The sequence below is a fragment of the Microbulbifer variabilis genome (assembly GCF_056232115.1).
Genome location: NZ_CP174325.1, coordinates 3,844,496 through 3,860,181, shown reverse-complemented (window position 1 = coordinate 3,860,181; position 15,686 = coordinate 3,844,496). Strand labels below are relative to the sequence as shown.

The following is a 15,686-nucleotide window of genomic DNA, read 5'->3' as shown; positions in this document are numbered from 1 at the left end:
AACTCGTCTAACTCTAAACTTATTGTTTTGTAACACTCAAATTTTAAACACTGGCAAGAGCTACCCACAGAATTAGTATTGCGAGCTCGATAATTTCGACCAGGCCACCCAGACAATCACCGGTATAGCCACCGATAGTTTTCTCCCATAAGTGGCGCCAACAAAGAATCAGCACAGGTAAAGCAATAGCCATTCCAACTACGATGGCTATAGGAGCTGCTGCGAAGGCGATGGCCATAACGATAACTACCACAGGTAATAGTTCCCACCTTCTCTTTGAGCCAGAGGGTGGAACAAAACCCTCCACACGGGCGTAGTCTGAAATACTCATTAGAGATAACGCTGCCGCCCTGGCCAACATCGGCGACAGCACCAGCGGCAGGTATATCCAGTTTTCTATCGCATCCAGTTCTGCTGCAAGTAGAGTTGCGATCGCTGCGAATTTAGTCAGTAGAAATACAACAAGTGCAACAACCGCAACTGAGCCACAATGTGGATCATGCATTACAGTGAGGATTCGATTGCGCCTCTCTTCAGGATCGGCACATTTGTGACCGGCAAAGTAGGCATCAGTACAATCGGCAAGACCATCAAGATGTAAGGCACCAGTTAAAATGACCCAAAACCCCAGCAATATTGCCGCCTGTAGCTGAATTCCCAGTGGGGCCAGCAGGTATGCTGCGGCGGATAATAGAAGCCCAATAACAACTCCAACAAACGGATAGAAGTATATTGACCGCTCTACTGTTTCTTTATCGACCCGGTACAACAACCCCGCGACTGGCAGCCGGGTAAGAAAGACCAGTGCATATAGGAATGCCTGGATAAGACTTGAAAATTTACGGACAATAAACATAGGTATCCTGCCCCGGATAGGGAATCCCGAAAGTGCCGCTATTGCAATCGTATTCCATTGACGCGGCAAATCCATAGCCTACCTGTAACGACATCATCTGACTGGGCCCCCAACCATTGGCAATGGTCAGCAGTAACTTGATCACGCCACCATGGGTTACCAATAACAGAGATTCTCCCGAGTAGCGCACAGACAGCTCGCTAATAGTCTGTAGCACCCGGGACCGGAAAGATGTGAAAGGCTCACCGCCTGGGGGACAGTGCTTTTCTGGCTCGCGGCTCCATGCATTACACAAGGTTTTGTGCTCGGTCCAGATTTTGTCGATCGCTTGCCCTTCCCATTCACCGAAACTAATTTCGCGGATACCGGGAACAATATCTACTGGCAACTTTCTTTTGTGGCCCAGCTGGGCAGCAAATGCTTGGCAACGACCCAGTGGGGAAGTGATAATTCTATCCCATGGGCCGGTAAGATCCCTGAGTCCTTGCCACATTTGCTCCCAACCTTCTTCAGTTAAAGAGACATCAATCTGACCACGAAATATGCTACCGCCAGCACATGCGCCATGTCGTAACAGGTCAATCCTCAACCGGTACACCTGCTTCGCTAAATGTGAACATCTTGTTATGCAGGTTAAGCGCCTGCCTGATAATACTTATAGCCAGAACAGCACCAGTACCCTCCCCCAACCGCATATTAAAGTTGAGCATAGGACTAACCCCCATACACTCTAGGGCCAGTTTGTGCCCAAGTTCATCCGACAGGTGCGCAAATAAGAACCAGGGGTTTACAGAGGGATTGATAGCTCCAGCAACAGCAGCTGCAGCCGTGGCCATAAACCCGTCAACCAGAACCGGGGTTCCCCGCTGGGCGCAGGCGATAAATGCCCCGGCCAGGGCCGCAATTTCGAAACCACCGAGAATTTGCAGAATACTCACGGGGGAATCCAGAGCAGCGCTGTGCTGCTCCAAAGCAGATTCAATCAGTGCAATTTTTCGGGCGAGTACATCATCACCGATACCTGTACCTCTCCCTGTGATTTCTGGAACTTTCAAATCAAACAAAGCAGCAAAAATTGCAGCTGCCGAGGTGGTATTACCGATCCCCATATCCCCGCCGATAAAACAATCACTATCGGTAGAGTGCCTTCGTCCCACATTAAACGCACTTATGAGCTGCCCATAAGTCATCGCGGGTTTACCTTGGGAAAAATCCGCTGTAGAAGGCGCAATGACCTCATCGATCAATTCAGGGTGCTCAGTGGGCACCACACAACCCAAATTAATAGCAGCAAAGTCTGCATTCTGCTCTCGACTCAATACATTGATGGCCGCCCCACCCTCACAGAAAATATTAAGCATTACTGAGGTAACGGCCTGGGGAAATTGCGAAGTGCCCTGGGCTGCAATACCGTGATCAGCTCCAAAAACACGCACAGATAGGCGTTCAAGTTGAGGCTGCCCTTTACCCTGGAACCCGGCAAAATCTACAGCAATAGTTTCCAACCGGCCGAGTGCGCCCTCTGGCTTTATCAATTGTTTCTGCCGGGCAATAGCTGCATTTCGAGCCGATTGATCTGGTGCAGGTGCCGGGTTATAGAGCCAGCTCAGTTCATCAGACATAACCTTTCGCCTCTCGTGCTCAATCTATTTTACCGTCAGAGGTAAACCGGCAATAGCCAGGGTTACGCTGTCAGCCCGCTCCGCCAACGCCTGGTGCAACCAGCCTGCAGCATCCACAAATTCCCGTGATAATTGCCCAAGAGGCACTATCCCGGAGCCAACTTCATTACTAACGAATATCCATGGGGCGGCATTGTTTTCTGAATTATTGCGCCTTTGATCAACACGCTGCATCAATGCTTCGCGTTCACGCGCCCAGACGCCTTCATGAATGCAGTTACTGAGCCACAACGTCAGACAATCCACCAAAACACAGTGAGATTTAGGGGATGCATCTAAAGCCTCAGCCAACGCGATAGGCTCTTCAATAGTTTGCCAGTGTTGCCCCCTGTCTCCTTGATGACGAGCGATACGAGAAGACATTTCCTCGTCCCCCGCTGTAGCAGTTGCCAGGTAACTAAGTCCACCGGCATTGTTACTTTGCAGCCACTGTTCAGCACGCTGCTGTGCCAGTCGGCTCTTGCCGCTGCGCGCACCACCGAGAATCAGGTGCAAATTACTGTTGTTATACATCGGCAACCACCAGGGATTTACCAGTTACCGGGTGTGGTACCACTGTGACGCTGTAACCATAGAGTTGCTGCATATTTTCTGCGGTCAGTACCGTTTCTGGGCAACCATAGGCCATGCTACGGCCATGCTTAAGGGCGAGGATCCGGTCACTGTAACCACTGGCGTGAGCGAGATCATGCACCGTCATCACAACAGACGCACCACTTCGCGCAAAGTCGCGCACCGCTCTCATCATTTCGTACTGATGAGCGATATCGAGGCTGGTAGCCGGCTCATCCAGCAGAAGCAAACGATCTCCTCCATCTTCAGCACGCCAGATTTGTGCCATTACCCGTGCCAGTTGCAAGCGCTGCTGCTCACCGCCCGACAATGTGGGATAGAGACGCCCAGATAAATGGCAAACGTCCAGTGCCGCCATAGCTTCCAAACAAATAATTCTATCTCGCTCAGTGCCTGTGGAGTGTGGCGTGCGGCTGAGGGCAACCAGTTCAAGGCCCGTAAAGGCAAATGAAAGCGGATTGCTTTGTGGCAGAACTGCCAACTGCCTGGCTCGCTTGCGAGCGGGCAAACTAGCAAGCGACTCACCTTTAAAGTGAACTCTTCCAGTCTCCATCGCAGATTCACCGCAAAGTGCGCGCAATAGTGTCGACTTACCGGCACCGTTGGGACCAATCACGCAAACCAGCTCCCCGACATCAACGTCAAGACATACATCGGTAAGCAGCGGTCGATTGTCCACACTTACCGTGACTCCCTCAGCCTGTAACAGAGCCATTAGAGGGACCCCCTGTTTTTGCGTAACAAGGAAATAAAAAATGGCACCCCAATCAGGGCGGTAATCAACCCTACCGGTATCTCGACGGGCGCAATAATTGTGCGTGCGAGGGTATCAGAAACCAATAACAGGCTGGCGCCAGCCAGCGCCGATAGGGGTAACAGCTGGCGATGATCCGGCCCCACCCACAACCGCACTATATGCGGCACCACCAAACCCACAAAAGCAATACTGCCGGCCACGGCAACTGAAGTTCCCACCCCTGCAGCGACAAGCACGATCAAGCTGGTTTTTACCCGCTCCACATCGACACCGAGATGCCGTGCCTGGGATTCCCCCAGCAAAAGAACATTCAGTGAAGAACCAAAACCGGGCAGGCTGGCAAGCAACCCACACAATACTGCCAAAATCAGAAAAGCACGGGGATAGCTGGCCGCATCCAGCCCACCCATTAGCCAGAGGCTCATACGACGCAACGTGTCATTATCTGCAAAGTATTCCATCAGCCCGATTAAACTTGCTGATAGAGCAGTCACAGCGATACCCATCAGCAGCATGGTGGCCACCGAAGTTCCATTGATACTTTTTGCCACCCGATAAACCAATGTCACTGCTAGCAAGCCACTGAAAAATGCCGAAATTGATACCACCGGCAAACTTCCAAAGCCACCGGCTACTTCTGCTCCAAGTAAAATAGCCAGACAGGCACCAAGGGAAGCACCCGCAGTAACCCCAATTAATGAAGGGTCAGCCAGTGGATTGCGAAATAAGCCCTGTAACATCGCACCACAGATGGCGAGTACTGCCCCTACTCCTGCCGCCAGTAAAGCCCGTGGCAAGCGAATTGCCTGGACGATATCTTTTGCCAGACCTCCCTCCCCTTGCCCACTGAGGGCAGAGACAACTTGAGAAGGCGAAAGATATACAGCACCGACGGCCACTGCGACAACAAAACTCATTGTGAGCCCTGCGGGCAATACCCACCAGGCAAGATTCAAAGCTTTGACACGGGCGATTGTCATCGGCTTACCTCTTCCAATGTTGCCCCACCTTGGTCTCGTCCGAATTGCCTAAGCCAAGAGTTCTTCATATGTTCGGCAATAGAATCAGCCAGCCTATCCAACTGCTTCTCACGATGGGCATTCAGGTTCAGCGGTGTAGCCCCTGTTAGGCCGCCCCAGGAAAACAGCGCATTTTGGGCTTGCGGAGAATCGAAAAGCCCATGCACATAAGTAGCAAGCACCTGCCCGTCGGCACTGATAGCCCCATCTGGCCTAAGGTTTCCAGCTTCGTCATGAAGAAATACCGCGGGGATCTGCAAAGCTGGCCCTTCTGTAATCCCGCAGTGTATTTCGTAGCCTTGAAGGGCGATATCCCCCTGGTCATTATCCTGATTTCCCAGAGATAGAAACCCGGTAACATTTATTAATGCCTTATATGGCTGCAGCCTGGTTATATAATCCAGATAACCAAGGCCTAGCTCACTGCCGGGGACATCTTCCACCCCATCTGGGTCCTGCACCTCTTTTCCCAGCATTTGCAGGCCGCCACAAATACCTATGAGTTTTCCACCATAACGCAAGTGCCGATCCAGTTGTGCAGGCCAGTCATTTTCTTTTAAATAGGCCAAATCAGCCCGCACATTTTTACTTCCTGGAAGGATAACCCAATCGCAAGGGGGGATTGATTCACGCACGCTAACAAATCGCAGGTCAATATCCGGGTTCAACCTCAGTGCGTCAAAATCTGTATGGTTACTAATTCGGGGCAGCACCGGTACCACTACCTTTAGCCGAGCATCAGCACCAGCCTGCTGGGTGCTAATCGCATCTTCCGCATCCAGGTACAGGTCGTGGAGATATGGCAATACCCCGAGAACGGGTTTACCGGTGTAGTTTTCCAACCATTCGAGCCCCGGCTCTAGCAGCTGCAAGTCGCCACGAAAGCGGTTGATCACAAATCCAACTACGCGGTCGCGTTCAGTTGGGGACAGTAACTCGAGGGTGCCTACCAAGTGGGCGAAAACACCACCGCGATCGATATCGGCAATTAACACCACAGGGCAGTCCACCGCCTCAGCAAAACCCATATTGGCAATATCATTTTCCCGCAAATTGATTTCCGCCGGACTTCCCGCGCCTTCAACAAGCACCAGCTCATATTGATCACTAAGGCGTTTAAAGGAATCCAGCACGGCATTTTGTGCAGTGGATTTGTAATGGTGGTAATTCAGGGCCTGCATATTTCCCAGCGCCCTGCCCTGGATAATCACCTGAGCCCCAGTGTCTGAAGCAGGTTTAAGCAGCACAGGGTTCATATCGCTATGCGGTTCTATTCCGCAAGCTTGGGCCTGTAGCGCCTGCGCCCGCCCTATTTCGCCACCGTCCGTAGTGACTGCACTATTGAGCGCCATATTTTGTGGCTTGAATGGAGCAACACAAACTCCCTGCCGGGCAAAATAGCGGGCAAGCGCCGCAACTAGAGTACTTTTGCCAGCATCCGAGGTGGTGCCCTGGATCATCAATACGGACATAACGAATACAACTTAGTAGTCGACCCCTTTTCTGGCCTTGATCCCAGCTTTAAAGGCATGCTTTATATCTTTTACTTCAGACACAGTGTCCATCAGCTCTTGCAGAGCACTACCACCGCCGCGGCCGGTCACTACCACACTCTGCTCTGGAGGGCGTTCCGCCAAAGCTTTCAATATCTGTAATTCATCCAGGTATTTATACGCGAGCATATAAGTTAACTCGTCCAATACCACTAGATCATAGCTGGCATCGGTGAGCATTTTCCCGGCTTCCTCCCAGGTTCGTTCTGCAGCTGCTATATCACTGCTGCGATCCTGTGTATTCCAGGTAAAGCCTGTACCCATTTGGTAGAGGTTTACTTCAGGGCAATGGTTTTTGAGAAAGAGTTCCTCTCCAGATTGCTGTGCGCCTTTGATAAATTGCACTACCCCCACCTTCTGGCCATAACCTAGCGCACGTATAACCATGCCGAAAGCAGAGCTGGATTTTCCCTTGCCATTACCAGTTAGCAATACAGCAACTCCACGCTGGATATCGGCCGCTGCTATATTTGCATCAACCTTCGCCTTATGTTTTTGCATTGCCTGTTTGTGTTTGGCATTTTTTTTCTGCTGCTCTTCCGACATGGCCACCTCAGTTCAAGAATCTATTATAGAGAGTGCTTTAGAAGCTGAATTCCACACCGGCATAAGCAGCAGCGCCCGCTGTGTTATACCCAGGCACTTCCTCATAGTCTTCATCCGCGAGGTTTTCTCCACGAATGTAAACGGCAGTAGCGTTATTCAACTGGTAACGTACGCTAGCATCCAATACTTGGTAATCCTCTATGGAGGAGCCATCTGTATCTTCCGCTCCAGCACTAGAGCGTAGATTCACCAGAAGACTAAGAGCGCCGGTCGGTTTATAGGTAAAGCCCAGGTTAGCCAAATGCTTCGGGATTCGCGGGCGTGGAGAATCATCAGCCTGTTCGGCATCGGTATAGGTGTAGTTGGCTGACAGCAGCAGAGTATCAGTGACCTGAGTTTCGGCTATCAATTCAACTCCCCGGGATTTGCTTGTTCCCTGGCTTTGCAGGTAACCATACGCATCGTTATTCCAGCCAATTTCCTTATCAATGACCTGCTTAAACAGTACGAATTCCAGATAGAGGGAATTTTCACCAAAGTACTCAACACCAAGGTCCAAGCCTCGACTTTCTTCCGGCGATAGTGTTGGCAGTTCTAGTGGCTCAGAAGTCAACCGGTCAATTGCGGTAGCGTTGTGATTAACTTCATACAGACTGGGAGCGCGGAAGCCGGTACCGTAACTGCTTTTTATCTTTACAGTACCGTTGGCAACATCCTCAAACAGGTACGCTGAACTGACGCGGAAACTGTTAAAGCGGCCAAAATCTGAGTTGTTGTCATGGCGAAGACCAAGGGTGATATAGGCTTGATCGGCATAGCTTCCCCGGTATTCAGAATAAACCGCCCACTGATCCCGGTCCAAGTCTCCCGAAGTATCTTCACGGTGCTCCACCCCGTAGACCATCCCATGTTCGCGACTAAACCCATGAGAACCAGTGAGGTTCAATTTTTCAATATCACCTTCATACTCATAGGAAGTTCCCCCTCCGATGTAGGTGCGCTTCAAATCAGAATGTGAATAGGCCAACTCTTGTTGACCATCCTCGCCATTGTGGGCCAAACTGACACGAGCACTTTCCTGGCTGAAATCAAAGTTACAATCGTCCTGAGAGGGCCAGCCGCAACGATCATATTCACCTGAGGCATCGGTATCCCGCGCTACAGCTTCCACTCGCCACAGCTCAGAGATATTCCAGCCTACTCGGCCATGTAAAGTCTCGTTATCATAACCGTCGTCATCCCTCAATTCAGTGTCATCGCTGCTGGTATTGAAACCATCGGTTTCCAGCGCCGCAGCTGAAAGGAAGTAATCCAGTGTTTCATTGGCTCCACTGGCACTGGCATTGTAGCGCTCAGTATCGTAGCTACCACCCTCAGCGGATAATTCAAAGCGCTGCCCTTCATCCTCTCGACGGGTCGAGATATCCAGTACACCACCAGCATCAGCCCCATAGAGCATGCCTTGCGGACCGCGTAGCAATTCTACTCGCTGCAAATTACTGCTCATAATATGCTCAATATGAGCACCCGACTGGAGACCGGTTGGATCAGAAATATCGATGCCATCTATTTGGACCAGCGTTCTAAAGCCAGATTCCCCCCGCACCTGTAGCGAGGTTGTCTTACCAATACCACCGCTGTTGTTGACAGAAACCGAAGGTACGCTTCGCAGCACATCGGTCAAGGAAGCCAAACCTCGTGCTTTGAGTTGCTCTTCATCCAATACGGTTACCGAAGTGGCGATCCTGCGCAAAGGCTCATCTTGACGGGAGCTCACAACAACTAAAGTTTCCAGGTCGGGAATAGAAGATGCACTATCGGTAGATTCGCCAAGTACTGGCACACTCACAGCTGACAGCACAGTCAAGCTCAATAAAGATTTTTTCAAGTTTCAACCCCTAAGGACAAAAGCTCATGGGATCGAGGGAGGAATAGCAATGCGGCACGCCGACGAAGCGTGAAAGATCGTATTGCGAGATGGTAGCCCTCCGCTCCATCGTGTTTCGAGAAGAGGCCGGTATCGGGCTTACCACTCAAAATACTGGTGGATCACCGTTGCGGGGGCAGCGCCGGAATTCCGGACTTCCCGTTTAACCTTCTCAGCCAGCACAGGGCAGAAGGCACCTCTTATCGTGGTCGCGAAACTAGTGGAAAGGCACTGGAATGTCAACTAATGCCAAAAAAGGGGCCTGACTCTACTATCTGCTGGAAACTACGGCGCGGGCTCATCAAGGGTAAGATTCCTGACAGGGCATACAGATGAAAATTTTGGACTTATATCAATCAATTTTAACGGGCTACAAACTTACTATTCAATATTATTTGATATCAGCAATTTAAAAAGCTTTTAGTATATTAAAGCTATTTATGCTTAGACCCCTCGTTTACCCTGGTGAGCTTTCATAATTAATTGGCTCAAGAAGGATAGCCTCATGGTATGGCATAACAAATTTGATTCGTGCACCATCAATTTCTGTAAGCTGCCCTGCCCATGCTAAGCAATACAGGCTTTTCAAATCATTCTTATCAGCTTCTGTAAGTTCACTTTGCTCCCCATAATTCATGATTGAGAAGGGCTTATGTTCACCATAAATTACACTCGGCCAGGTCTTCTCTTTCACATCGGCAAAGAAGTGTCTAAGCCCAAATATATGACCCAACTCATGAATCATAGTGTCAACCTGCTCCTTCCGACTTTGATCAAACATTGTGGGGAAAAGCACTAGCTCATTCCGCCCAGGATTTGGAAAAAAAGCACGAGCTAGAGTACAACCGATAACACTACAGTTTTCTACAGGCTCTACCCTAATTTTAAAATCCCAAACATTTGGATTCTCATTGAACCTCACCGGGGAAGCATCTCCCCACTGAAGTAGTGCCTCGCCCAAAAGAATTCGAATATAGTCCTTTATCTCATCTGGATTTTTAAAATACCTTAAAGACTCATCATCAAACTTCCACCTTAAAGTCGTACCCTTCTCCCACAACGGTATAAAACCCTCACCACTATGCAACACCAGATCTAATGGAGACTTATTACCTAAAGTAGGAAACCCAACCTTATCAGTGACACAAATTTTATTGTTTCCATATTTATGGACCACTGGTTCGGCGCAAGAGTCGCATTCTTTTTTCGACTTAATTTTTAGTTTGAGACTCTCTTTTGAGGAAGCTTTATCTGATGAAGTCACTATTATCCACCTGAAAACGCTGAATATTCTTCCTAGAACAATAATCCAAATTTCGAGAAATCGTACAAATTAGAGCGGCCTCTTACAGCTGAATCATTGTGACAAGATTAGAAAATCGTAAAAGACTGTACTCTGACACTACAATCATCATCAATAAAAATTGGTGGGCAATTATCCCAAAGTTTGTAGCGACTCAAGTGCCAAAGACAGTGGCAATCTCACTAGGCAATTAGCTCACAGAAAGAGCCAACAACACCCAAAAACGAGAATATGCAAGCCTTGTGTCTTCCAGATTTATCTGGAGAGGAAATAATGAGGACGTCAACTACCACCTACCTTTATTTTCAACCTCATTTGGATACTAGCTGCGCACCATGCCGTTTCTTTAAAAGACCTATTAGATAAGTCGCACCAACTTACCCTTTCTCTTGCAGATATTCTTATAATCCCACTGAATCTCTGTAGATTTTTTCAGCCAACGCTTCAGGTCTTTTATATTTAATTGCTCAACCCCTGTATAACAAACAGAAGCATCCTTAAACTTACCTGTCCCCGGCTTAAGATCCGGCTCCTCAAAGTCAGCCCCGCTCCAAAACATCAGCCTAATAGAACCCTTCAGCTTGTTATAACCCACTATTGGATTCCCATCCAAGAACCACACGGGGTGTCCGTGCCAGATTTTACTTTCTGCCATAGGTAGCCCTCGGTTGATTTCATGCATCAGCTTTTCACAAATAGGGCTTTCGCAATCATTCTGAGCCGCATTAAATTCTTCTATTGTGGTGGGTTTCATAGCGTTAACCTAACGAATAAATCCTGAGCGCCCCTTTAAACGGCAGCTAACACAGGATGAATTTTTGAGATTACCTTACATGTAGAGCTTATACGTTAAGGGTAATGTTAAAGTTTCTACAAATAAGTAACTCGCTATCAAGCAGTATAAAACTCTGCTATAAATTTTTCTTTCATCATCCATAACCCTTGCCCTAGATAGAAACTTACTATTAATTTCAAACAGCACTAAAGGCTTGAACTTATGAACTTCGAAGTGAGGAGCTTAACATTAGGAGCACTTCACGATCGAAAACGTTTAAGAAGCCATCGGCGATATCCTCCGTGCGTCTATATATAGATAAGATTGTATACCTCAAGCTAAATGCCCAACCCAACTTCACCCAATCAACACTAGAAATTCAAGGGCTCATATGGATTTAAATGAGAACTTGATCTCCATAACTTTTCCAGATTACCTTGCATTGGGCCATCTAATAGAATCCTACTTAACTCAATTTAATCACTTTTAAATACGACAACCAATTTATTATCCAAATTTAGCTAACTGAAACCTCAAGAAAAAAGCCCTCTGACTTTTGGAAACCTCATACTTGTAGCCCAATGATGACCTCACCTACCCTATTGAAGTAGAAGCAAGTCCAAGCGAGCACACCTAAATAAGCCAGACTTGATAACGGTTCAGAACAATTCACACTTATCAAATCTAAGTTAAACTCTTTCAATCTACATAAAACTATATATCCCAACATTCATGAAACCTAATTGGGACGCTACTCGCATCCATATTTTTTGATAACTGGATTATCAAGTAGTTTCATTCACCGAGCAGTCTGATAGTAAGGACGTCTAATCATGTCCTATATTCTGACAGCATCATTACTAACCTTGTTATTGCTTTAGTGAGTATTTCTTCATATTCATGGTAATAAAAATTCCCTCTAAAGTCTTACCTTTTCACATAGCTGTCTAGCCCACAATCCCATTATAGATTTTATAACTATCAATGCTTCACAAACGCCCCCTATCATACAACCCCAGTCCACTATCATCTATGGAAATTCCAAGCATAATTCAATGCCGAACACCTCTTTTAAGTTGTTCATTATTTAATCCATATGATAATTCAATGTCACAACATCACTTAAAGTCAGGTTGCAATATTTTGCTGACCAAGTTTAGTTGGCTAAAGACTAATGAGGTGGTTTATAATGCCAATACCCGATAAATACTTATAATGGGGATAATGGGGAATTTAAATGAATAAAAAAATGTTTCGACTTTCTGTGATTCAAGCAGCTCTTTTAATGACATTATCAGGCTGTGATAGCAGTAGTAACTCGTCTTCTCCCGCTCCTGCTCCCACTCCTACTGACATTCCGCCAACTGCTAGTGATGTAACTGTAGATGGGGCAAAGCAATGGATTCCTGTATCAGGAAAACTATTGGGCACTGATCAAAATGGCGATGCTTTAACATTTAGTTTCTCAGAAAATGATGAAACTATTAGTCCGCTTGATGGCACTTATACATTCAGCCATGGCCAGTTAACATTAGATGGCAATCTATTTGAATATACTTCAATCTCGGGGCAGGACGCTTCAATTACTTATACCGTGACCGCAAACGGTGCCTCAGCATCTGCAAAAGTTGATATCCTGAACGTAGAAAATGATCCCTTAGCCTATCAACAATGGCATTTACGCAACACAGGTCAAAAAGCTTACGCTCTTAGTGATGAAATGAAGCAAGGCCTTGTCGATATCGGAATTTATACAACCGAGGAAATTAATTCCATCTTTGAGGAAAATGAAGTCGAGGAGCTTGTAGCTGGCGAAGACATGAATGTTGTAGCGGCTTATGCTCAAGGTGTAACCGGTGCAAATGTAACTGCTGTTGTTGTAGATTCAGGCTTAGAAATTCGCCACGAAGACTTAATAGATAACGTATTAATAAATCGCTCTCTCAACTTGGATGAGTCAGCAACTGACAGAACAGATCCAACAAGTCTTTCTAATAGTGGTGATCACGGTACCAGTGTAGCTGGCTTAATTGCGGCTAAAGGCTGGAACAATATCGGTAGCCGAGGTGTTTCTCCAGACACAGGGCTAATCGGTATGAACTTTTTAGGCAGTGGAAAAATAGAGCAAACAGATCTATTGGTTCATGGATTCCCAGGAAGTGGCATTTCTTCAGATGAAGAAATTTCGGCATTTAACCGTAGCTATGGTATTACCTATCCTGGATTTATTGCGTACTCTGCACTAGATGAAGCTGTTGAGTCTTATCCTAATCTTATGCTTCGAGGCGGTAAGGGTGCTTTGAACATGAAATCTAGCGGTAATTCTTTTGAAGACGGCAATGGTGAAGGCTCTTTATGTGCCGATAACGGAGCAAATGATTTAGGCCTAACGTGCTATAACTCGGCATTTCAGCCTAGCCATGGTCACCCATATTACTTAAATGTTGCAGCGGTGAACGCAAACGGTAAACATACAAGTTACTCAACCGCTGGTGCAAGTATGATGGTATCAGCCCCTGCGGGCGAGTATGGTCGTTATGCTCCCGCGATGGTAACAACTGACCAGATGACCTGTATTAATGGTTACTCTGGCTTTAATGGCGGCACAATAAGTGCTTGGGGCGGAGCCTATGGCGAAGACTTCGCAGCCAGCCAGTTCCCATTTAATTACCCAGGCCATCCTGAGAATGCGAGCTGTAACTATACTTCAACTTTTAATGGTACATCTTCCGCTGCGCCAAATGCATCAGGTGTTGTCTCTCTAATCTTATCAGCAAACCCAGAATTGACCTGGCGTGATGTTCGTCACATCTTAGCTTCAACTAGCACTGTGATTGATGCTGAAAATGAAAAGGTTGAACTCACCATTGGTGAGGGTACTTTTGTTGCTCATGATGGTTGGATTGAAAACTCAGCTGGTTATCAATTTAATAACTTATATGGCTTTGGTCGGGTTGATGCAGGTGCAGCTGTTGCTATGGCTCTAGATTACTCAGAGAGTCTCGGTGAACAAATTATCACCCAATGGCAAGGTTTGGGTTCAACAGCTGGTGAAGAAGCCATGGAGGCGGTTATTCCAGATAACAGTGCGGCTGGTGTGAGCCAACAAATCGAAGTAACAGAAGATATTATTATTGAAGCTATGCAGTTCGAATTTGATATTCGTAATGATCACATGGGTTCTATTTTAAATGATAGTCTATTAACCTCCGCTGGTAATGACTTGGCGCTGGAGGTGGTATCTCCCTCAGGTACAAGAAGTGTTCTACTTTCTTCCAAGCAGGCATTATTAGATGCTTCTTATAGCTTTGCTGATGGGTATAGCATGGGTTATATTTTAAATGGTGCCGTATTCCTTTCTAATGCATTTTATGGTGAAAATGCTAAAGGAACTTGGACTATCAAAGCATTAGATACAGGTGAGACTAATATCGTATTCACAGACCCAGATAACTATTGGGATGCAACAGGCCTGATGAACAACCCAGTAGAGAGTGTTCTAGAAGGCGTATCACTTAGAGCGTTTGGTCGTGCTGTTCAATAAGAAGGGAAATACAATGAAGCTAAATAAATTAACGATCTTAACTGCTGCAATGTGTTTATCAGGTATTACACAGGCAAACGCTATTGATGCTGTGGAAAAGAAAGATATAGAGATTAAGAAGCTAAACACTATAGCTGCGGCAAGAACGAATTCTGCTGATTTTGGTATCTTTAAGGTTGAAAGATCCTTGAAAACTGTCCCAGCATCCATTGCTGCACCAGAATCTATTGTTGTGACAAAAGGCGAAATGGCGATAGTCAATATCGGCAATAATTCTGCATCAGATGTTGTTGGCAAAGGTACAATTGTACGAAACACAATCACAAACAAACTGACAACTTTAACCGGAAATATAACAATATTATTAGGCAAGAATGTTGAAGCATCAGAAGTAGCGTCAATTTCTGGCATGGAAGTATTGTCAGTATTTCCCGGTACTGATATTGCCATCTTGAAAGTTAAAGAAGGCAATGACTTAGTAGAAGCTTTCAATGCGATAAAACAGTCTGGCTTGGCTGTTGAAAGTCGAGTTGAAGTTACTGAAACTATGCATGAAGCACAATAGGTATAGCTTACTAAGTTAAGCATGGCTTCGCCTTAGACAAGCAAAAGGCACCGCTTTATAAGTGGTGCCTTTTCATCTTTGAGCGGCTGGTACTATTTTGATTTTAATACTAGGAAATAGGCTAACGATCCTAATGACAGGATTTTCTTTCCCTTTTGACAAACTAATAAACTCCAGCCAGGATCAAAAGGATGCCAATATTTTTACAGTATATTCCCACAGAAAGTGGCAAGGCTTTTTTCATATCCTCTACCACCCAAATAGCGCGTACCAGAGAAATAACACAGGCCAATACCGCTTTTAAGAACACAATAAGTCCACATCTCAAATTAAGCCAGGATTGGCCGGCTTAAATCTACCTGTAAAATAATAAGCGAATTAAGTATCCACCCAGCGAATCAGATCATGACCAAAACAACTAAAACTCCAATAGAAGCTACAGTAAGACTATAGAAGAAAGTTGGTGCTACAGCAGTTCTAACATCAACGACCGCAATGACAAAAAGTAGAATATCGATTAGAGGGGCATAGTAAAGAAGATACAAGCCTACTTTTAGCACACCAAAATATATTTGACACTGAGATC

The 15,686-nt window shown here is 46.5% G+C and carries 13 protein-coding genes and 1 riboswitch; of the genes, 2 read left to right on the top strand and 11 right to left on the bottom strand.

The features are described 5' to 3' along the window. Nucleotides 1–43: 43 nt before the first annotated feature. The 11 genes from cobS to ACJJI7_RS17210 all read right to left on the bottom strand — a co-directional run bounded on the left by cobS (nucleotide 44) and on the right by ACJJI7_RS17210 (nucleotide 10,970). The gene (cobS, locus tag ACJJI7_RS17260) at nucleotides 44–856 is read right to left on the bottom strand and encodes an adenosylcobinamide-GDP ribazoletransferase (protein ID WP_444901654.1); all 813 of its coding nucleotides are present in this window, start codon (nucleotides 854–856) and stop codon (nucleotides 44–46) included. Further along, nucleotides 840–1,445 carry a histidine phosphatase family protein gene (locus ACJJI7_RS17255; protein WP_282950691.1) on the bottom strand — a complete coding sequence of 202 codons (606 nt, stop codon included), beginning with the start codon at nucleotides 1,443–1,445 and terminating at the stop codon, nucleotides 840–842. Before ACJJI7_RS17255 ends, cobS begins: the two co-directional genes overlap by 17 nt. Next, entirely contained in the window at nucleotides 1,435–2,478 is a 1,044-nt protein-coding gene (gene cobT / locus ACJJI7_RS17250) for a nicotinate-nucleotide--dimethylbenzimidazole phosphoribosyltransferase (protein ID WP_444901656.1), read from the bottom strand. The genes ACJJI7_RS17255 and cobT overlap by 11 nt, the downstream gene beginning before the upstream one ends. A 24-nt stretch (nucleotides 2,479–2,502) precedes the next feature. Next, nucleotides 2,503–3,051: a bifunctional adenosylcobinamide kinase/adenosylcobinamide-phosphate guanylyltransferase gene (gene cobU / locus ACJJI7_RS17245; RefSeq protein WP_353375365.1), complete on the bottom strand. Its 549-nt coding sequence runs from the start codon at nucleotides 3,049–3,051 to the stop codon at nucleotides 2,503–2,505. Beyond that, entirely contained in the window at nucleotides 3,044–3,826 is a 783-nt protein-coding gene (locus ACJJI7_RS17240) for a heme ABC transporter ATP-binding protein (RefSeq protein WP_444901657.1), read from the bottom strand. The genes cobU and ACJJI7_RS17240 overlap by 8 nt, the downstream gene beginning before the upstream one ends. Further along, a complete protein-coding gene (locus tag ACJJI7_RS17235; protein ID WP_020415298.1) occupies nucleotides 3,826–4,848 on the bottom strand; it encodes a FecCD family ABC transporter permease in 1,023 nt (340 codons plus the stop codon). Before ACJJI7_RS17235 ends, ACJJI7_RS17240 begins: the two co-directional genes overlap by 1 nt. Further along, nucleotides 4,845–6,359: a cobyric acid synthase gene (locus ACJJI7_RS17230; protein ID WP_444901658.1), complete on the bottom strand. Its 1,515-nt coding sequence runs from the start codon at nucleotides 6,357–6,359 to the stop codon at nucleotides 4,845–4,847. The genes ACJJI7_RS17235 and ACJJI7_RS17230 overlap by 4 nt, the downstream gene beginning before the upstream one ends. Nucleotides 6,360–6,371: 12 nt before the next feature. Continuing rightward, nucleotides 6,372–6,986 (bottom strand): cob(I)yrinic acid a,c-diamide adenosyltransferase, encoded by a 615-nt coding sequence (gene cobO / locus ACJJI7_RS17225; RefSeq protein WP_444901659.1) that lies wholly within the window; start codon nucleotides 6,984–6,986, stop codon nucleotides 6,372–6,374. Between the two features lie 37 nt (nucleotides 6,987–7,023). Further along, nucleotides 7,024–8,874, bottom strand: a complete 1,851-nt coding sequence (locus ACJJI7_RS17220; protein ID WP_444901660.1) for a TonB-dependent receptor plug domain-containing protein — start codon at nucleotides 8,872–8,874, stop codon at nucleotides 7,024–7,026. Nucleotides 8,875–8,981: 107 nt separating this feature from the next. Further along, nucleotides 8,982–9,129: riboswitch (cobalamin riboswitch) on the bottom strand. A gap of 241 nt (nucleotides 9,130–9,370) precedes the next feature. Then, entirely contained in the window at nucleotides 9,371–10,177 is an 807-nt protein-coding gene (locus tag ACJJI7_RS17215; protein WP_020415294.1) for a zinc metalloprotease, read from the bottom strand. Nucleotides 10,178–10,574: 397 nt separating this feature from the next. Then, entirely contained in the window at nucleotides 10,575–10,970 is a 396-nt protein-coding gene (locus ACJJI7_RS17210) for a DUF1801 domain-containing protein (RefSeq protein ID WP_444901661.1), read from the bottom strand. Between the two features lie 1,258 nt (nucleotides 10,971–12,228). Between ACJJI7_RS17210 and ACJJI7_RS17205 the strand changes: the two genes are divergently transcribed. Next, complete coding sequence (locus tag ACJJI7_RS17205; RefSeq protein ID WP_020415292.1) at nucleotides 12,229–14,535, top strand: S8 family serine peptidase; 2,307 nt, start codon at nucleotides 12,229–12,231, stop codon at nucleotides 14,533–14,535. Nucleotides 14,536–14,548: 13 nt separating this feature from the next. Next, entirely contained in the window at nucleotides 14,549–15,100 is a 552-nt protein-coding gene (locus ACJJI7_RS17200) for a serine protease external chaperone (RefSeq protein ID WP_282950700.1), read from the top strand. Nucleotides 15,101–15,686 lie beyond the last annotated feature (586 nt).